The following is a 21,851-nucleotide window of genomic DNA, read 5'->3' as shown; positions in this document are numbered from 1 at the left end:
AGGGAAGCGGTCGATCAGATGCCAAAAATCGTCTGCGTATTGGCCGGGTCGTAGCGCACGTTATTCAGCGTCAGCGTATAGGTCTGGTTATCTGTGCCCGGCCCGTCCAGATCCACTGTCAGCGTGGTACTGCGCCTATCGGGGCTGGCGGCGATGCTTCTGACGAAGTTGTTCAGGTTGGCTGTCGTGATGGTCTGTCCCGCCACCTGTACCTTGTCCAGGCCCAGTTGGAAATCGGTCACCGTAGCGCTGAAGTTCCCGCTTTTTCCGAAGGAACCCAGTATCAGCGTGTCAGCACCGGCACCTGTGGTTACCGTGGGCGTAGTGCCGGTCGGTGTCGGGCTCAGGATGATCCCGTCGTTGCCATTGCCACCGTGGATGTCACCCATGATTTTCGTAGCCCAGAACCAGCCCAGCGCCGCATCCTTGATGGCCGAGGTCTGGCCGTTGTAGATGCTGCCTTCGGTCACGTTGGTGACCGTGACCGACAGGTCACGATAGACGCCCGGGGCGAGCACGTTGGACGCGGCCTGCAAGGTGAAGCTGCTGGTGCTTGGGTCGCTGGTGGACTGGAGCTCGAAGATGTCGAAGCCCAGAGTCTTGCCCCCCATGCTGATGGACACCAGATACTTTTGCTTGCCGTCCAGCCCTTCCGTATTGATGCGGCCGGTGAAGATCAAGCCCTTGTCATAGACGCCCGCCGTCGGGCTGATGCCGGGATCGGTGATGGAGGTGTAGCTGTCGCCACCCAGCAGAACGGCCTTGGCCTTGGCATCCGCATCATAGGAAGCCTTGACCTTGAGGTCGCTCAGGAGCGGTACTTTCATCTCTGCGCTGACGTTGACCGTGAGCGCCGTCGCCGTTGACGTGGCACCCGTAGTCGAGGTGTACTTGCTCACGATGACATGCTCACCCTTGGCCAGGCTGGTGTTGACCTTGAGGTTCAGCGTAGCGTTACCCGTCCCTCCTGCATCGGTGCTATCGAGCGTCCTGCTGGCCAGCACCTTGTTGCCCTCGTACAGCGCAATCACGTCGCCCACGCTTACCTTGGCGCGGTCATAGGTGACGGCGATCGTGGGTGTGCTGTCGCCATTGGCGCTGGTGGTCTGGTAGAGCAGACGGATGTTGCCCATGTCGTAGTAGCTTCCGCCGGTGATGGATGCACCGGCCGGTCCGGTGAAAATGAACATGTCAGCATCAGCGTTGAAGGCCCGCTGGTGGTATAGCTTCAATACACCGTTTTCATTGGTGAACTTCACGTCTGCTCCCTTGATGAAGCTGTGCGACTGGTGAGCGACTTTAAATTCACTACCGGCCAGCGGCGCCCTGTCCAGGGTGGTGTAGCTGCGATATTTGCTGTCATAAGAGTTGGTCGCACCCGTGATGGCAAGGCCGCCCCAATCGCTGGCAATGCCTTTGAGCGCGGTCAGGAACGTGTCGGCAGTGAAGCCTGCCGGGAGCGGAAGACTGACGCTATTGCGCGTATTGTTGTTGCTATCTCTCAGACCCTCGGCCAGGGTCAGCATGCCGAAGCTGATCTGGTTGCCGGTGGTGAGCGCGCTGGCCGTGAGCGTGGGAAGGGGGCGGTTATCGATGCTCAAGGTGGATTGCACCTGCGTACTGTTGTTGCCCGCCATGTCAGTCAAGGTCAGCTTGAAGAGCCGATCCGAGAAATCGGTCGAGGCGCTCCTGAAACGCAGTGCATCCAGGACGGTCTTGGTTTCGATGCTGTTGAGCGCCTCGCCGGAGCTCTTGCTCAGGCTTAATTCCTTGCCGGTAGAGATCGTTCTCAATGTGTAGCTCAACCGTGAGATTCCATTGACGTCCACGGTTCCACTGCGGTCCGTACTTAAGGGAATGGTGCCGAGTGCGTTCGTTGTGCCGAAGGATTCCAGCAGTCTTTCGGTGGCATGTCCCGTGTATTCCAGCTTGATACTTTGAATGTCGGAGGCGGATGCCACTGCCACGTTCTTGACGAACAGCCCGGTGCCTGCGTTCATGCTGGTGGCGCGAACAGTCGTGGTGCCGCTGGTCTGGAGACCGGCCGTGTCGGCGTCCAGGTCCAGTACCGGGGCCTGGGTATCAAGGATCAGGCGGGTTGTAGAGGCTGTGCCCCTTGTGCCGTTGGCCAGGAACAGGCGCAATTCGGCCACGCGTTCGCCATCCTTGGCAGCGGTGTTGGTCAAGGCCAGTGCTTCGACGAGGGACTTGACTTCTGCGCCGGATAACGCCGTGCCTGCTATTTTCTGGATGGTGAGAGTAAGAGTGCTCGATTCGAAGCGAGAGTGCAGACTCGAGACGCCAGCGAAGCCTCTCTCATCTAGTACGCTCCACGTATGATCCAGGTCCTTATTGATGAGACCAGCCAGGTTCGACGTGATATCGAGTTTCAGCTTGTCATTGGCGATATCCAGACCTGCACCCGAGAACTTGACTTCCAGTCCACGGATGTTGGTGGCAGTGGGTGCGGCAATCTGGTTGTCAAAGGCTACGCCACTGACCAGGTTCGATGCCGAAGTGACATAGCGGGTGGAGCTGAATTGCGTATCTGCTGTGACAGGATCAAGGTCGATCCACAATGCATCGTTACTGACCGACAGTGTGGCAGTGGCCGGGAGGCTGTCGATATTGGAAGCATCCGCCAAGCTGACCGTCATGGTGCGATCACCTGGTGTAGCGAAGACGTTTTTCAGTCTGATGCTACGGATAATTGGGTCGAGTACATCGTTCGACGCGAATGCGGCACCAGTGGCATTGTCGATGATCAAGGTCCGAGTGTTAGCGTCGTAGTTGAAACGCAGATTAGTCGCTGTGCCGAAGGAGACGCCCGATGCACTCCAAGAATGATTGAGCGCCATTTCGCTGTGCAGCAGGAGCTTGTCATTGACAACATCCAGCCCACCCCCGCCGAAATTCACTTTAATTTTATAGACTTGACCGGTAGTGTATGCATCTGCGGCTGGCGCGAATGCGGTTCCTACCCCCAAGATTCCTAACGCCATGGTGGAGGTCCCCACGATGCTCGATGCGGATGTTTGAACCCCTTCCTTGAGATTATCCAGGTCAACACCAGCAATCGCCAACGTTGTCGACATAGGCGCTGCGCTGGTCACCGCGTCCTTGTCCGAGGTGATATTGCCGGCGACATCCGTTTGCTGTGCGTAAACTGTACCGTTGTTCTCGTTCCCGAGTGCCCGGTACACATCGACACCTTCAAGTCGTCGGCTGTTCGCAGTCATGCCGTTGTTGATCAGTTGCTGCGTTAGCAGATACGAAGCAATGCCGCTGTTGGCCTTCCAGTTGGTCACCTTGTTTGGATACAGGGCCGTCGTGCCGAGGTCGGTCGTAATGGATCCCTGGTACCACTCATCACTGTCGGTGGTACGGGAGATGATGAAGTCGCCGTTGAGGGGCGCCCAGACGTACCAGGTCTGGGCGCCCCTGGTCATGCTGTACACCTCTCGGTTGGTATTGAGCAGGGGTGTGCCCGTGGTAACGAAGTCATTGCTGAAGGCATTGATGCTGGAAAGACGTACAGCTTCGGCGGCTGTGACCAGCGTGTAGATGCCGTTGGCATTACTGCTGCGTCCATCGGCCTGGAACAATCCGCTCACCCGCAAGGTGCCCCGCACTTCCATACTCCATACGCCGGTGGCCGAGGCGGTGGTTGTGCCCAGCGTGAGCGTGCCGCTCTTGATCGCGATGGTGGCGTTGGGTTCTGCATCGGTGCCACTGTAAGTAAACTTCGCAGCCCCCCTGTCCTGTCCTGTCAGGGCGAAAGTCGGATGGTTCACCGTCGTATCCAGCGTGAAATCGAGTACGTTGGCATCTATCAGCGTGCCGGTATTGTCGGTGACCTTGATGGCATCGCTTGGATTGCCCAAGCGATCCAACACCCTGACCTTGAAGAGCTTTCTGCCGTCGCCTGTCAGCGAAATCTCTGCACGGTTGTTGATGAGGGCGGGGCCGCCGTTCCAGTTGGCGCCGTTGTCGCTACTCCATTCCCAGCTTCCCCCGGCCTCGAGGTTCGTGATGCTGATCTTGACCTTGCCATTGTTGGTGTTCTTGTCATGGGCGTTGCGACCGGTGTCCTTCTCCAACGTGACCTCGGGCCTTGCTGTTGGCGGGGTCGTGTCCAGCGTGAAACGGAATGGCGTGCTGAGGCTCTCGTTGCCTACGGCATCGGTCTGGCGTACCACGATGCTTTTTTCGCCATCGTTGCCGGTGATGTTGAAGCTGTCGCCTGAGAACTCGATCCAGCTGCCATTGCCGCCGATCTCGTATTCGCGCTTCGTGGCAGAGTTGTCCAGGCCCGTAACGTTGATCTTGCGGTCCTTGCTATAGCGCCCGCTGTCGCCGGCGAAGGTCCTGATGCCGTCGTTGGAGAGGACTGCCCTGGTCGGAGCCGTGGTGTCCAACGTAAAAGTGACTTCCGCATTGGGGCTGACATTGCCCGCCTTGTCGCTCTGCCTGACGGAAACGCGATACTCCCCATCCGCCTGGGTTGCAGGCAAGGTGAAGGAATTTCCCGTGAAGTGGACCCAGGCACCTTCCCCAAGCCGGTATTCGGCCAGGCCATCCGCTTCCAGCCCGGAAACGGTGAAGCTTCTGTCCTTGGAATAGGTTTTTCCGCCAGAGAGCACAGCCGCGACTTTGCTCAGCGTGGGCGCGACCGGTGCGATGCGGTCAAGGATGAACTCAAGCGCCTCGCTCTCGGCGCTGGCATTGCCCGCCTTGTCCGTCTGGCGCACCACCATGCGCTTGGCGCCATCGCTGCCGCCCAGGGTGAACGTAGTGGTGCTGCCGTTTTGCCAGTTGCCGTCATCGAGCTTGTATTGCCATGTGGCGCCGGGTTCCAGTCCCAGCACTTCCACCGTGCCGTCACGGGTGAGCTTGTCGGTAGCGACACCCGGCAAGCGCGTGTCGCCAGTGTCATTGACCAGCCGCACGCTGGGCTTGGTGGCAACGGTGTCCAGCGTGAAATCGAACCTGTCGCTGACAACGCTGACATTGCCAGCCACGTCCGTCTGCCGCATCCAGACCCGCTTGCTGCCATCACCAGTGAGGGTGAGGGTGTCACCCGTGAGCACGAGCCAGTCGGTGTTGTTGAGGGAATATTCCACCTTGCTACCGGCTTCGACATTGCTGATACGCACGCGGCCATCGCTGGTGATCTTGTCGGTGTCGAGCGTGATCACGCTGCTGCCCGCCACGCCAGCGGTATCGCGCACCAGCGCCAGCACCGGCTTGATGGGTGCAGTGGTATCGAGGGTGAATTCAAATTGCGGCGTGATGCTCTCATTGCCTGCCACATCGGTCTGACGGACGCGCACCTTCTTCACGCCATCGCTGCCACCGCTGGCATTGGCACCGGGCACCACAAAGGTCGTGCCGCTGCCGTTCTGCCATGCGCCTTCACCGATCTGGTATTGCCAGCTGCGGCCTGCTTCCAGTCCCTCGACCTTGACGGTGCCATCGCGGGTGATGGCCGCTGCCGTGCTGCCGGTCTTGTTGAGCAGGCTCAAGACCAGCGAGGGGCCGATGCGATCCACGGTGAAGTTCAGTTCGGCGGCGGGGCTTTCGTTACCTGCTTCATCGATCTGGATCACGCTGACCTGACGTTCACCGTCCGAACCGGCAGCGGCATCGATGATGTTGGTATCGCTGCCGGGCAGGTAGGTGCTGGCACCGATCTTGTATTTCCAGGTGGCGCCGGGTTCCAGTCCGGTGACGCGCACGTTGCCATTGCTGGTGATGCGGTCAGTGTTGCCCGCGTCGCCGGTGTCGTTGACCAGGCTCAGCGTGGGCGCGACGGGTGGACGGGTGTCCACGGTAAAGTTCTTGTTCTGCTCGCTGACGTTGCCCGCCACATCGGTCATGCGCACGGTGACGTCATGGCGGCCTTCGGGGACGTCGAAGCTGTTGCTGCTGCCGCCGTTCTGGAAGCTGCCGTTATCGATGCGGTAGCTCCAGGTAGCCCCGGCTTCCGGCGCCGGAACGATGATCTTGCCATTGCTGGTGATGCCATCGTTGCCCCTGATGCCGGTGTCTTGCTGCAACCTGATTTCGGTAGTGAAGACGGGATCGATGGTGTCCAGCGTGAATGACAATTCGCTGCTCACGGTTTCGTTACCGGCAACATCGGTCTGCTTGACGCGGACCTTTCTGAGGCCGTCCGTGCCGCGGGTTTTCTGGCCGGGGACTGCCACGGTGTTCAGGCTTGCACTGCCGCTGACCTCGATCCATTCATCGCCATCGATCTGGTAAGCCCAGGCGCGCCCGGCTTCCAGACCATTGACCTGCACCGTGCCATTGTAGGTAATGCCGTCGCCAGCGGTGCCGGTATCTTGCGCCAGTTGCAGCGTGAGCGCTGGGCCGGTGCGGTCCAGTGTGAAGACCAGTTCGTCACTGATCGGGCCTCTGTTGTCCGCAGCGTCGATCTGCCGTACCTCGATGCGGCGCTGGCCATCGGCACCGGCAGACAGGTCCACGGTGTGCTCGCTGTCGACCGGTCCGGCCAGTCCGTGATCGGTCCAGTTACCGTTGATGCCGCTGCGGTGCTGCCACTTCACGCCCGGTTCGAGGCCGGTGACCTTGACCACGCCCGTGCGGGTGATGAAGTCGTTTGGCAGGTCGCCGGTATCGTCCTTGAGCGCGACGGTGGACTTGGTCGGCGGGATGGTATCAACCGTTACCATCAGGGTCTCGTTGGTGCTGTTGCCTGCGACATCAGTCTGGCGCACGGTGACCGTGTGCTGACCCTCCGGCACCACGAAGCTGTTGCCGCTGCCGTTCTGGAACTCGCCGCTGTCGATCTGGTAGCTCCAGTTCACGCCGTGCTCGGGCGCGGGGACGATGATCTTGCCGTTGTTGGTGATGCGGTCACCCGCGTCACCGCTGTCCACCTCCAGGCGGATCGGGCTGCTGAAGGACGGGACGACGGTGTCGATGAAGAATTCTCCGGGGACATGGATCGAGTCCGTATTCTTGGGAATGTTGTGCGATTGCAGGGTGATGCTCTTCCTGACGTTGTTGGCGCCTGTCGCGCCGAGCTTGCTCCAGTCGGCTTCCGTCAGGGTATAGCTCCAGTTCCACAGATTGGTACCGTTGCGTGAGTCGACGGTGACAATGCCGGACTTCATGACGCTGCCATCCTCAAAGCGCAGCGTGACCGTATCCTCACGGCCAGCCGTGCCGGTAAGGGTGACGCCAGCTTCCCGTTCGGCCTTGTTGATGATGTTGTCTGCGGTGACCGGATTCAGGCTCGGCACGTTGGTGACGGTGAAGACGGCATCGGCCACCTTGGACCAGGTGTTGCTGTCCAGGCCATTGTCGCGCAGGCCATCGATCTTGTTGCGCACCTGTTCGATGTTGCTGTCCCTCACGCCCGGAATGTTCAGGGCGGTGAAGTCGGCCACGCTCAAGGGCTGGCTGCGGTCGCCTTTGACCAAAAGTGCAACTTTCTCGGCCAGGGTGGCGAAGTTCTGGATCTTGGCCGGGGTATCGATGTCGGCCGCGCCACGGCTGTCGATGATGGAACTGAGCAGCTGGATGGCGTTGCCGGATTGCTCGCTGCTCATGGCTTCGAGCCTGACCATGTTGATGCCGATGTTCTTGAAGTCCTGCAAGCCGGCCAGGTTGTCCGCGGCAGTATCGGCGGGCGTGCCATTGGCCTGGGCGAGCAGCTTGTTGTAGCTGTTGACGATGGCTTGCAGCCTGCCCGGTGGATTGACGCTGGCCGCGTTGATGGCCGGCAGCTCCAGTACCGCATGCAGGGCGGCGAGATTGGCCGGCTTGTTGGTAACCGTCACCTCGCGCACGTCGCTGATGCCCAGGGTGCTGTAGTCGGCACCGCTCGGGGCGGGTGCTGCGCCCACTCCATCGGCATAGTTGCGGATCTTGGCGTAAGCCGGGGGAGCTTGCACCATCAGATCCTTGGTGGTCTGGATGGCCAGCACATCGCCGCTGGTCTTGCTTTGCAGGGCGTAGGTGATCGCCACCTCGTCCAGCGGCTGGAGGGCGGCGTTCTGACCGAGGAAGTAGCGGTAATCCTCGACGCTGAACTTGTTGGCATCGGCCACCAAATCACCCGGCGCCTGGTCGGCGATGGCGATGATCTTGGCGGCGCGTGCGGCCAGCACATTCAGGTGGCTGACGTTGGACACGCTGGCGGCATCGGGCATGTTGTCCACCATGTCGTTGAACAGACGCAGGTGCTTGGCGTCGGTGAGCTGGAGCTGGGTGGTGTTCACGCCCAGCAGGTCCAGATCGGCCACGGTCAGCAGCTTGTCGGGCGTGGTGTTGCTACGGCCATCGGCCATGGGCAGCAGCTTGCCGTGATAGAGCGCGAGGATGGCCTCCAGTTGTTGCGGTGTGTTGGCCTGGGCACGGGTCACCAGCGGTGCAGCCAGGGTGGAGTTGAGGGCGCCCAGCATCAGTGCCGGGTAGTCGTTGACCTCGGCGCGGTTCGGCATGAGGACGCCCATGTCGAGATAATCCTGCAAGGTCGGCGCATCGGCAGGGGCGTTGCTGTCGGCATAGTTGCGCACCTTGGCTTGCGCCTGCACGGCTTTTGTGACCATCTCTTGCAGGCCGGCCAGACGGGTGATGCCGGCTGTTTCGATATTGTCGATACGCGACAGGCGCGCCAGGACGGCGGGCAGGTCGGCGGCTTCCAGGCCGGTGATGCCCAGGCCGGTAAAGTCGTCGCGCTGCGGGGCGACGGGGGCCGGGGTGGCAGGGTTGGTACTGATGCTGCCCGCGTAGCCGAGCACCTTGCTGACCTTGTCGGCCAGGGCGGTGATTTCGGCGGGGGTGTCGATCTTCTGTGCGGTCAGCGGATCAATCACCGAATTGAGCAGCGTGAGGTAGCCGGGCTTGGTGGCGACGCTACCCAGGTTGCTGCCGATGCGGGTGTAGTCGGCGACCTCGGGCGCGTTGCTGTCCGTGGGCGCGAGGTTGGCCGTGCCATCGGCCAGTGCCAGCACCTTGTTGTAGCTGTCGACGATCTGTTGGATCTGCGTGTGCGTGGCTGCTTCGGCACCGCCGATGGCGGCGCTGGCCAGGCTGGAGAGCAGGGCGAAGAGGCCCTCGGGCAACTGATCGGGGCGCTCCGGGGTGATGCTGCTGTAGCGCTCCACACCGGTCACGCCAATCGCCTTGAAGTCTTGCAGGCTGGGCAGGCCGGCGCTGTTGGCCGGTGCTACTACGCCATCGGCGGCGCTTTGGGCGTAGTCCCTGATCTTGTTCAAGGCGGTGTGGGCGGCGCTGGCGAGCTCGCGCAATTCGGCCAGGGTGTCCATATCGGCGGGCTGGTGCAGCTTGAGTGCGGCCTCGAAGGCGGCCAGCGAATCGCCGTTCACTACGGCGCCCGTACCGGTGGAAGTGATGCCCAGCTTGGCCCATTCTGCCGTGGTGATGACCACAGCCGGGGCTGCGAGATCGGGCGCGGCCAGTTTCATGACGCGATTGACGATATCGGCCAGGTTCAGCTCATTGAGCTTGGTCACATCGGAGACGGCGCCGAAGCTGCGCTGGTTGTCCAGGGCTTCATTGAGCAGCTTGATGTTGGCGGGCTTGTCCTCGATCTGCATGCTCAGTGCCAGCAGTTCGGCGCGGGTCAGTGGCGCGCCCGTTGTGGGCAGGCCGTTGGGGTCGCGGGCTTCGGCAGTCGGGCGCAGGCTGTCGGCCACCACGCCGTCATTGGTGGTGAGCATGCGCAGCTTGTAGGCGGCGGTGGCGATGGTCTGCACCTTGCCCAGGTCGAGCGCACTGAGGGCGTCAGCGGGCGTCCTGCCCAGGGCGTCGTTGACCAGCAGCAGGGTGGACGCGATCGGACCTTGCTGGCCCAGCAGATGGCGTACGCCGAGTTTTTCCAGATCGGCCAGGGTGGGTGCGGTGGCGGTATTGGTTGCCGCGAACTGGGCCACCTTGCCAGCCAGTGCGAGCAGGTCGCCGATCAGGGCCGGGGTCTTGACGGTGCTGCCATCGGAAGGCTGGGCATCCAGGGCTGTTACCAGCAGGCCCAGCGTGGCGCGGGCCAGGGCCTTTTGCGGCGGCGTGCTGTCGGCCTTGTCCGGATCGGGCAGAACGTTGTCGGCCAGGCCGATGGTCACCAGTTCGGCACGGGTGACCGGGGCCGCGAGGTTGCCGGCCACGCCATCGGCGGCTTGCAGGATGTGGTTGTAGGCGTCGGCAATGGCTTGCAGCTTGAGCTTGCTGTCCACCTTCTGGCCGTTGCCCTGAGCCTTCACGGCGGCGTTCATGGAGACCAGGTTGGTCGCGGTCACGTGCTGCACGCCGGCATTGGCGTAGTTGTGGACGGCAGGCTCCAGTACCACGCCGGTGGGGCCGAGGGTAGCGTCTTCGTTGGGCTTGTTGTCGGCATAGTTGCGGATCAGTTTCAGATCCTTGAGCAGGCCGTCGATGGCGGTTTGCAGGCGGGTGCTGGTGTTGATGTTCTCCACCGCGCTGGTGCTGATGAGACCGCGCACCGAGGTCATGACGTCTTCGCTCAGGCCGTTCACGCCAAGGTTTTCAAAGTCGGACAGTTGCAGCAAGTCGGCATTGGCCGCATGGCCGGCAGCGCCGATGAGGCGTGCGGCCGAGGCGTTGATGATGTCGATCTTGGCCGGGGTATCGACCTTGTTGCGGGCCACGGCATCCAGTGCAGTGGCGAGCAGGCTGATCTGGCTGGGCGGGGTGTTGGGTTCCAGCGTGACCCCGATGCGTTTCAGTTCGGCGGCGGTCGGCACCAGGTCGGTGCCGACCGGATCGACGCTTTCGCGCACGCTATCGGCAGCGGCCAGGATCTTGCGGTAGGCAGCGACGATGGCCTGGACTTCGGGCTGGGTGTCGGCCTGGGCAGCGCCTACCTTGTCGCTGGCGAGGGCGGCATTGACGGCGGCCAGGTTGTTGGCATCGACATCGGCTACGCCCATGGCCTTGTAGTCGTCGGTAGTGGGTACGTCGCCGGTATTGCTGCCGGCATAGGCTTCGATCTTGGCCAGGGCGGTGATGGCCTTGGTGACCAGTTCTTCCAGCAAGTGGACGGACTTGATGGCTTGTCCATCGGTGCCGCTGGTGCCCACGGCAGCCAGGATGGCCTCTTGCTGGGCCGCGGTCTTGGTGGAGATGTCCACGCCCAGCGCCTTGAGGTCATCCGCCGTGGGGGACGGTGCGGTCCGGATGGCGGCCTTGTCCATGAGCTTGTTGACGGTATCGGCCAGGGTTTGCAGCTTGTCCAGGCTGTCGATGTCCGTCCAGGACTTGCGGTCCAGCACGCTGCCCAGCAGGGCTGCACCCGAACCGTCGGCATCCAGCGCGTGGCTGCTGTGGCCCATGTCCAGGCCCAGGGCGGCGTAGTCGTCGGCCAGGGGCAGGCTGTTGTCGGCGCTGTTGTCGGCGCCATCGGCCAGGGTCACGATGTGCGCGGCGACGTCGGCGGCCTTTTGCAAATTGGCCTGATGCTTCACATTCTCCAGCGGCAGTTTGCGCACGCCGCCGTCCAGCAGCGTCTTGGCGTTGTTGTTCGTGATGGTGACGCCAATGGCTTCATATGCGCCGGAAACCGGCATGGTTGTGCCCCCGTTGCGCCAGTCGAGAATGTTCTGGTAGGCATCGATGATGGTTTTCAACTGGCTGGGATCATCGGCACGGGCAGCATTGATGGGCGCGCTGGCCAGGGCCGAGTTGACGGCGCCGAGGTTGTCGGCGGCGGTGACCAGCGGGGTGCGCGCGGCATCGTTCTTGACCAGGCCGATGGCGGCGTAGTCGGCTGCCGTGGGGGCGGGTGCCGTGGCGTTGTCGGCATAGGCGATGATGCGGGCATGGGCAGCCAGGGCGAGCGTGGCCAGTGGACGCAGTTCGGCCATGTTGTCCACCTCGGCACTGCCAGCCTGTGCGGCAATGGCGCCCAGCACGGAGGCGGCGGCACCGTTGGTGCTGGTGGCGGCTTCCGGCAGCAGGCCCAGCTTGATCAGCTCTGCCGCAGACAGCCCCACAGGCAGGGCAGCGGCAGAGAGCGCTTGCGGATGACCGGCCAGACCGGTGATGGCCTGGGTCGTTCCCAGCAGCGCGAGCAGCTTGGCCGGGGTGTTCATGTGGGCGGTGTTGCCCATCACATCCAGCGCCGAATGCAGCAGGTCGAGGGCGGCGTCGCTGGTGCCGGCGGCGACCGGCGCACCGACGGCTGCCAGCAAGGTCTTGAAGTTGTCGCGCATGGCGGCAGTGAGCGGCTGGTTGGGCTGGCCGTCGGGCAGGGTCAGCAGCTTGTCCCAGTTCCGCAGCAGGGCGAGCAACTTCTCGGGCGTGTCGATATCGGCCACGCCGATGTGCGCCGTCGCCAGGCTGGCGGCGGCACCTACGGCCAGATCGGCCTTGACGCTGGCCGGGGCCACCAGACCCATGGCTTCAAAGTCGTCGGCATTGGGACGGTCGGCATCATTGGGGAAACCGGCGGGGATATCGTTGAGCGCCGCATAGGTCTGGATCTTCTTGTAGGCAATCATGGCCTTGCGGACCACGTCGCGCAGTTCGGTGAAGGTGTCGACTGCCGTGCCGTCATCGGCACCAAAGCGGATGGCGTACAGCGCAGCCAGCACGGCTGGCGCGTTGGCGGCATCGGTCAGGCTGCCTTCGGGGGCGGTAATGCCCAGCTCTGCCAGTTCGGCGGCGGTGATCTGATCGGCCTTGTTGTCGCCGGGTTGGGTGCTGGCCTGGGCGATGACCTTGTTGACCAGCGCGCCCAGCCGTTCGATCTTGGCCGGTGTATCGACGTCGGCCGGGAGCTTGTTGCCGATGACCGAATCCAGCAGCGAGCGCACGGCGGTGTTGGTGGAGCTGGTGCTGTCGTCAGTGACGCCCGTGATGTCGGCTCCGATGCGCTTGAAGTGCTCGGGCGTCAGGGCGGTGCCTGCATCCGCAGCAGGGCCGTTGGCGCGCGCCAGGATGGCGAGATAGGCGTCTACCACTTCCTTCAGATGTTCCGGCGTATCGGCATGGGTGCCGGTGATCTTGGTGGTGCGCAGGGCGGCGTTGATGGCGGCCACGTTGTCGGTGCTCACCAGCGCCGGGCGCGCTGCGGTCTTGTCAGCAGGGAAGTGGACCAGGCCGATGTTCTTGTAGTCCGCTACCGTGGGGGCGGTGCCGGCATTGTCCTGGGCGTACTTGCGCAGGAGTTCCTGGGAGGCGTCGGCCTTTTCCACCAGTGCCTGCAATTCGGGCAGGCTGTCCACTTCCGCGCCATCGGGGGCGCTGCCCGCGATGGCGGCACGAATGGCGGGCCAGTTGGTGAGCTTTCCGGTATTGTCGTCGGTGGTCAGGGCGTCCAGTCTCACGCCCAGCTGGCTCAGGGTGTCTTGCGACAAGGGCGGACGGGCGGGATTGCCGGCCACCGTGTTCATCAGCGACTGGATCAGGTCCAGCAACTGTGCCAGCCTGTCGGGCAGGGGGATGGACGCGCCGCTGCTGTCGTGGGTGAGTTTGTCGATGGTGCTGGCATCGATCGTGTCTCCCAGGAAGGAAATGCCGGTACTCCTGGCCGCAGTGAGCTTTTGCTCATTCAGGCCCAGGGCCACGAAGTCTTCCCGGTCGGGCTTGGGCGACGCGTCCTTGGCGATGCCGTTGGCGGCATCGATGACGTGCTGCGCGGCGCCGATGATCTTTCGCAGTTGCGCCGGTGTGCTGGCCTTGCTGCCGGTAACGGACTGCGAGCGCAGGGCATCGTTGATGGCCTCAAGGTAAGCTGCCTGGTTGCCCTGGCCATCGATGGGCAGCGCCAGGCCCAGCGCGGTGAAGTCCGCGACCGTGGGGGCGGGGCCGGTATTGGTCTCGGCATGGTCGACGATCTTGCGCTGGGCCGCCACCGCAGCGTCGGCCATGGTTTGCAGGGTCTGGATGCGGGTGGCGTCACTGCCGTCGTCAGCGGTGGTCTGCAACTTGGCCAGCAGCAGGGGGATGCTGTCGCTGTCCATGCCGTTCAGGCCCAGGCGGGTGAGCTTTTCTGGGTCCAGTGTCGGCGTAGTCGAGACGTCCGGATACTGCACGGGGTAGGTGTCGGCAATCGGCCTGACGGCCGCCACCTGCATCAGCTTGTCCACCGTCAGGGCCAGTTCGTTGAGCTTGGCGATGCCATCGATGCTGGTCGCACTGGACTGCCTGGCGATGGCGCTGTTGAGCAGCAGCAGGGCATTGGCCTCGTTGTTGGCGGGCAGCTTCACGCCAATGGCCAGGTAGTCCTCCCTGGTCGGCGCGGTGGCCGTGTCGGGCTTGCCGACATGTTCCACGATGGTCTTGTAGCTGCTAGCGATGCGGCTCAGTTTTTGCAGGCTGTTGACGCCTTCCACGCTGTGGGTGGCGGGTGTGTCGTCGCTCTTGGGTTCGCTGGTGATCGGATCAACCGCATTGCCCTTGTACTGGACGGCATCCAGGAAGGCTCTGCGCAAGACCGGCGTATCGATGCCGGTGAGACCGATCTTGTTGAGACCCTCGATGCTCAATGGCCTGTTCTGTGTATTCACGACCGGATCCTCGCCGCTCTCTCGGGCGGTGCGGATGAGGTCGGCCACGGTCCTGGCCAGCGCTTCGATCTTGTCGGGAGAATTGACCTCCGGCTTGCTGCGGGCGCCGATGACGCTGTTCAACAGCGCCAGCTTGTCATTGTCCATCGGGCCGATGGCGGGGCTGTTCAGCGGTACACCGATGGCAAGGTATTGCGCGGGGGTGAGCGCAGCGCCGGTGTCGTTGTCCGCATTGCCATCGGCGGCGTTGAGGATGGCGATGTAGGCATTGACCACCGTCTTGATGAGACGGCGGGTACTGACATCGGCGCGGGTCAGCTTGTCGATGGCATTGTTGATGGCTTCCAGGTTGTCCGCCGTGACCAGAGCCGCGCCGCCCGGGCCGGTGATACCGGCCTGGGAATAGTTGAGCACGGTGGGGGCGGGGTTGTTGCAGTTGTCGGCGTAGTCGGAGATGACCTTGAGCGAGGTGTTGACCTCGTCGACCAGTTGCTGGAGTTTGGCGATGCTGTCGATCTTGTCCACGCCCTTGCCCTGGATGGCGTTGAGGACGTCGACCAGGTTGCCATCTTCCGCATCGATCTCGATCCCGAAGATGCCCAGCTTTTCCGCAGCCGCTTTCCACGCCTGTGCTTCGTTGTTGTTGGGCGCACCGGTCGCAGTGGAGGCCGCCAGGTCCATGAAGCGCGTCACGGCCTGGCCCAGGGCATCGATTTCGCCCACGCTATCGACTTCCGTGCGGGAGCGGTACTTGATGACATCATCCAGCAGGTGCAGGCGCGCAGCCTGGTCGGTGGGCGAGCCCATCGTCCCGGTGGTGAGGCCGGCGATCTTCACGCCAATGGTCTTGAAGTGTTCTGCCGTCGGATCGCTGTCCGGGGTGCTGTCGGGTACCAGGTTCTTGCGCTCGGTGGTGGTGGCGGTCGGTTCGCTTTCATTGGCTTCGGCCAGAATGCGGGTATAGGCGTCCAGTACCGTGCGCAGCTTCCTGGGGCTGTTGATGTCGCTGAAGCGAACCGCATCCAGAGCGCTCCCCAGGGCGCGGGCCAGTACCGCGTCATCCACCGTGATGCCGGCAGCGGCCAGGTCCTCGGTGGAATTGAGGCGGTCGTTGTCCGTGGCGTTGCCGCTGGTGCCATCGGCCAGGCGGCTGATGCGGCTGACGATGTCGACAGTCTTTTGCAGGTTGGCGACATCGAGCGCCTTCTCGCGGGGCATGGCGTCGATCACCGCCTGCACGTTGGTCAGCAGTTCCGGCGAAGCGTTGTCCAAGCCGGTGATGCCCAGCTTGCCGAGCACGGCCGCGTTCAGTAGCGCGGCTTCGGCGCTGACGTTGTCGTTGTCGGGTGCCTGGCCATTGGCGGCGCTCAGTACCAGCTTGTAGCTGTCGATGATGTCTCTGAGCTTGGCCGGGGGATTGACCTGGGCCTTGGTGATGGTCATCGTTTGCAAGGCGGTGTTGAGGGCTTTGGCGGCCTCGCCAAGGGAACCCGCCTGGGACAGGCGTTCGGCCAGGTTCAGGCCGATGTCCTTGTAGGTGCTGGCGGTCGGTTCGGGTGCATCCTCCTTGTTGTCGGCGTACTCCTCCAGCAGGATCTGGGCGCGAAGGGCCTTGTCGGCCAGGTTCTGCAGGCGCAGGTGGCCGGCGACGTGGCCGATCACGTCGGCGCCATTGTCGTTGCTGTCGGCCAGGGCCGAGAGCACGGCGGCAAAGCGCTCGGATTGCAGGCCGCTGATGCCGACCCGGGCCAGTTCGGCCAGGGTGAGTCTGGCGTCGTCGATGTTGCCCTTGACCTGCGCGATGATCTTGGCGGCAATCTCGGCGCGGTCGTTGAGCAGGGTCACCGTGTTGACCTTGTCGCGCGTGGTGGCGTCGACCAGGGTGTTGAGCAAGCCCGGCAGGGGGGAATTCTCTTCCTTGAGCTGCGCGAGCAGATCGGCCTTCAGTCCGATCAGGGTGTAATCGTTGATGGTGAGGGCGGGATCTGCATTGCCGGGTGTGCCATCGGCGGCCTGGAAGATGTGCTCGTATGCCGTGACGATGGACTGCACCAGGCGCGGACTGGCGGTCTGGGCTGACTGCACCGTCGGGCTGGCCAGGGTGGAATTGATGGCCGCCAGATTGCTGCCATCGATCTTGTCCACGCCCATGGCGCGATAGTCAGTCGCATCGGGGACGGGCTTGCTGTCGTCGTCGGCGTAGGCGTTGATCTTGAGCTGCGCATCCTGGGCCTTGGTGGCGAGGTTTTGCAGCTTCTCCAGACTGTCGATATCCTGGCCGCCGTCAGGACTGAGCCGGATCGCGCCGATCACGGCCTGCAGGGTGCCGCTGGGCGGCGCGCCCACCCCCAGCGTGGTCAACTGGCTCTGGAGGCGGGCCAGCGCCTCTTCACTCAAGGGCGTGGCATCCAGGGCCTCGATCTTGCCCTTGGCCAGCGCGTGAATGGCGTTGGCGGCCTGTACCAGGATGTTGATCTTGGTGACGGTGTTGATGTCGTCGACCGTCTTGCCGTGCAGTACCGAATTGAGCAACTGCGCGGCGTTGGCGGGGAGAGTCACTTCCACGCCGATGGCGGCATAGTCGGCGGCAGTGGGATCGGGTGCGGCGTTGGTGGTATCTCCGGCCTCATTGAGGATGCGCAGATAGGCATCGACAATGGTTTGCAGATCACGCGGCCTGGCCACGGCAGCCCCATTGATCCTGGAGGTCGCCAAGGCGCTGTTGATGGCGGTGACGTGCAATGTATCGTCGATGCCGACGATGCCGAGGTTCTGATAGTCGGTCCTGGTCGGTGCCGGGTTGGGGTTGGTGTTGCTGTCGGCGTAGGCCCTGATTTTTACGGAGGCGTCGAGGGCCTTCTGTTTGACCTCATTGAGGCTGTCGATGGTCCGGACCTGGCTGCCATCATCGCGCGTACCGGTGATGCCTGAGCGCACCACTTCCATCTGATCTTCGGTCAGGGTGGTCTTGAGCAGTTCATTGATGTCGCTGGCGCTCAGGGCGGTTTCCTTCTCCCTGGCCAGGCGCACGGCGCGCGCGGCGATGCCGGCCAGGCTCTCCAGCGCGGGCACGGTCGCCACGCGCGTGCGCGGGCTGGCATCGAGTACTTCGTTGAGCAGGCTCAGTGCATTGCTGCGGCCTGCGGTATCGGTGTTGTTGCCATTGGTGAAGACCGCATTGAGCGCCTTGACCCCGACACGGGTGTAGTCCTCCAGCGTGGGCAGCAGTTCGGTATTGTTGCCGGTGCCGTCGGCTGCGTTCAGGATGCGCTGGTAGGACTGGGCGATGGCATTGACCTTCGTCCATGCGTTGACCGCGGTACCGCCCACCGCCCGCAGGGCACTGTTGATGGCGTGCAGGTTGTCGGCATTGACGACCAGGCCGAGATTGGTGCTGGCGGGCGGCCTGTAGTTATCGACAGTCGGCTCCAGCTGCGACAGCAACTGATCGTTGATCGGCGTCTTGCCCTCTGCATAGTTGATCAGGATCTGCAAGCTACCGATATTGCTCCTGATGATGACCGCGACTTCGGCCAGCGTATCGACCTTGCCCACGATCAGGTTGGGTGGCGGATTGGCGATCGAATTGGCGATTGCATCCAGGTTCTCGCTGGTGACTCCCTCCAAGCCCAGGTTTTTGAAGTCCTCCACCGCCAGCGCCGGGTTTGGCGGACTCCCGTCTCCCTGTTGCGCAATCCTTTGTGCCGAGTTGGCCACCCGGTTCAGCGCGTCGATGGTGTCGACATCGGCAATGCCCCGGCCATCGAGCACATTGCCCAGGATGGTGGCACCGGCCTGGTCAAGCTTTGGCGACACGCCCAGGGTTTCGTATACGGCGGGGGGCGGCAGCTTGTCGTCGGCGGTTTCGCTGATGCCGTTGGCCAGGGCCAGGACCTTGCCGTAGGCATCGGTGATGGCCTGGATCTTGCCGATGGTATTGGTTTTGGCCTTGGACAAGCCCTTCAAGGCATTCACCACGGCCGCCTCGGCCCTGGCGTCGCCCAGATTGAGGATGCCCATGAGGAAGAAATCTTCATGGGTCGGTGCCGGGTTGCTGTCGATATTGCCATCGCCGTAGAGGGAGGCTTTGGTCACGGCATCACTGGCCTTGCGTATGGCTTCGTCGACAAAGGTTTTCAGGCCGGCCTGGTGGTTGATCTTGTCCACCTCGGTGACACGGCTCAACTGGTTGACGATGGCGCTCAGGTAGCTGGAGTCGATATTGTCGACCAGCAGGGCGTCGAGCGGCATGCCAATTCCGGGCGCCGCCTTGCTCAGGGCTTCGCGCGTCTCGATGATGGCCTTCTCATGCGCTGCCTTGGCCGCCAGTTGCACCCGCTGGGCGGCCGACAGTACGGCTAGCTTGGCGCTCTTCTCGCTCAGGCCCGCAACATCGTATTCCGCCTTGGCCTTCGTCACGGCAGCATCGGCCGCCAGGACGGCATTGTTGCGCTGGACCAGCAGCACCGCCCGTTCGATGGTGCCGGTGGTGTCGGTGATGAAGGTCTGCGTGTGTTCACTGTAATTGCCGGCCGCATCGATGTGGCGCAGCTTGAGGACCACCTTGCCGTTGCCTTCCTTGGTATCGCCCTGCATGATCAGGCTCTGATTGGCCTTGAGCGTGATCCAGTTGCCCGGTGCGACGGGCTGCACGGTGGGGGCTCCGGATTCATTGCTGGTACGGATGGCCAGCGCGTTGTTGCCGGTACCGGTGCCGGCCTGCAACTGGAAGTGCAGCTCGGCGCCCGCCTCGCGCGGGCTGGCCAGTTCCAGCATGCTGCCGGTCTGGCCGGTGATGCCGTCGCTGCCGGAGATACCGTCATCGCGCCCGCTGACCAGACGCAGCGGCAGGGTGGCCGGCGCCACATTGTCGAACTTGAAGTACAGCGGCGTCTCCAGGGTATTGGCGTTGCCGTAGCCCCCGGTGAACTTCTGGCCCTTCTGTACGACGCGCGCCTTGACCCAGACGTCGCCGTTGGCTTCGGTCAGTTGCCCGGTTTCATAGATGAAGCCTTGTACGCCGGCCGGCGCTTTTTTGGAAGTAGCATTCACTTCGCGCCAGATACCCCAGATCGGGTTGCCTTTGCTGTCGGGGCCGGTGGCCACGGCCACCTGCAAACGTTCACTCGTGCTGTCCAGCTCCTTGTTGAGGGTGATGCGCAGTTTGCCCTCTTTGGTGATACCGTCCTGGTTGCCCTGGGTTGCCGGGAATCTGCCGGGGTCGGCAGGGTCGTTGTAGAAGCTGTCGCTGACCAGCGTGAGCGGATCCTGCGCGACAAAGCGGGTCATGTCGGCCGGGGTGTTCAGGTCCACCCGCACGTCGTTGCTGCTGATGCTCCACAGGCCATGGTTGGTGCGGCTGTTGTTGCCGTCGGTGACGGTCACCTGAGCGATCACGGAGTGCTCTCTGTCGAGGGTATAGAGCAGGTCCATGCTCTCGGTGTCGGCGTGCAGGATGGCGCTGCCCTCGCCGTCGGCATGGGCAGCAGGCAGGGTGATGCTGAGCTCGCGGCCCAGCACGTCACGGCCATTGATGATCACCTGCACCTTGGCATTGGGCGTGGTCTTGACGCGCAGGTCGCCATCGAGGAAGTCGCCCTGGTCCAGCACCAGGGTCTCATTGAACGGTGCCGTCTGCCACGGCTTGGCATTGCCCACCACGGCATTGCGGATGGTGATGACCGGATTGGGTATGGCGACGTGGTTGCTGATCAGGTAGTCCGCCACGGTGGTGCCGGTGGGGAGGTTTTGCAGCGCGTCGAGAGTTTGCTGGGCGGTGTTGACGGCATCGCCGCTGCTGTTCGGATCCTCGAGGGTCGCCGTGAGCGATTCGCTCAACAGCGCCGCCTGCATGGCGCTGGCGCTGGCCAGGGTCTGGCCCTTGCTGTTGGTGGCCCATTTCAGGGCGCCGCCGGCCTCCTCCACGAATTGCAGGGCCTTGGACAGGCGGTCCAGCACGGTTGCCTGGTCAGGGTAGGTCTTCTTGTCCAGTCGTACCAGGTTGGCAATGGCCTTGAGGGCCGCACCATAGTTCTGGGTCTCCGTACCCAGGGAACTGTTGAAGTTCGGGTTGGCGATGCCGATGGTGCGTCCGTTGGGGGCGGCTACCGTGGTGACCACCACCTCGGTGGCCAGGGCATCGACCTTGAAGAAGCCGCTCACGGCATTGTTGGCGGCAATGATGCGTTGCGCATTGACTTCGGGCTGGTCGGCCAGGCGCAGTACGCCCTGGTCCAGGCCGGCCTTGAGCAGCGCCAGTTCGGTCAGTGCCGTGACGTTGACGGTCTGGTTGCCGCCGCTGGCCACGACCGCCGCGCGCAGGGGCAGGGTGCCCAGGTCGGTTTGCAGCCGGGTGCCTTCATCGATGAAGTTGTCGGCCAGGCCCGGGGTGTTGTCGCGCACCACCAGCAGCATCGGGCCCTTGTAGAGGGCGCGGTTGAGTTTCAGGGTGTACTTGCCGTCGACCACCGCTACGGTCTCGCTCAGGGCATTGCCCAGTGCGTCATAGGCCGTAATGTTCGCATTCTGGATGGCGCCCAGCGCGACGCTGCCCCGGAGGTCGCTCGCGGACGGATCGGCCGTGCCTGCGCCGCTGCCGGCTGCAGCGCCTGCGCCAGCACCTGCACCGCCGCTGTTGCCGTTAGCAGCGCCACCACCGCCGCCACTGCTGCCACCACCACCACCGCCACCGCCGCCGGCCGCCGCCAGCAATGCCAGTGCACCGGCGGCAATGGGCCATTGCACGCCCCAGTTCTTTTCATTCTGCGAGTTGATTTCGGCATCGGCGATCTGGCTCTGGTTGTCGGGGGATTTCGTGGGCGTGAAGTTGGGGCGCTCGGTATTGCCGCCGCTGCCATGGGTGTCGGTAGCGACAGCCGGGTCGCGCTCTCCCGGTTCGACTACGACCGGCTTGTCGCCGTCCTCCTCCTCGTCCTTGCGGGCTTTCTTGTTTTTCGCGTTGTTCTGGTTGTAGCGGGTGATTTCCTTGGAGCTGACGGTGAGGTTGGCTTCGGGCGAGACATCGATCTTGTCGATCTGCTGGAATACGCTGGCCAGCGGCAGCTTGCCATCGGCGAACTGCAGGGAGGATTCCGGTGCGCTCATGGCACTGACGGCGCCATTGTTGATGATGATGCGGTCGCCATTCATCAGGATCAGCATCAGGTCCACGTCGAGGGCGCGCACGTCCTTGATGGTCTTGATCGAGATGTTTTTGAGATAGGCGTCGGCGTCGGACAGCTTCAGGACGGTGATGGTCATGGTGGTACTCCCTAGGAATTGACAAGTCGAAATCGGGTCACGCACGCTCTCCTCGATCAATGCAAGCCGATA

The 21,851-nt window shown here is 63.1% G+C and carries 1 protein-coding gene; it reads right to left on the bottom strand.

The window, feature by feature from the left end:
* Positions 1-14 precede the first annotated feature (14 nt).
* Positions 15-21,779, bottom strand: a complete 21,765-nt coding sequence (locus ACODSZ_RS10990) for an Ig-like domain-containing protein (protein WP_488927578.1) — start codon at positions 21,777-21,779, stop codon at positions 15-17.
* Between the last annotated feature and the right edge of the window lie 72 nt (positions 21,780-21,851).

The organism is Herbaspirillum sp. FG34, from assembly GCF_057809315.1.
The sequence above is the reverse complement of the archived record's forward strand: the minus strand, read 5'-3'. Positions and strand labels throughout refer to the sequence as shown.

What these genes read in the sequence shown, in the direction of transcription:
- ACODSZ_RS10990 (WP_488927578.1), bottom strand. Translation starts at nt 21,779, where the DNA reads ATGACCATCACCGTCCTGAAGCTGTCCGACGCCGACGCCTATCTCAAA.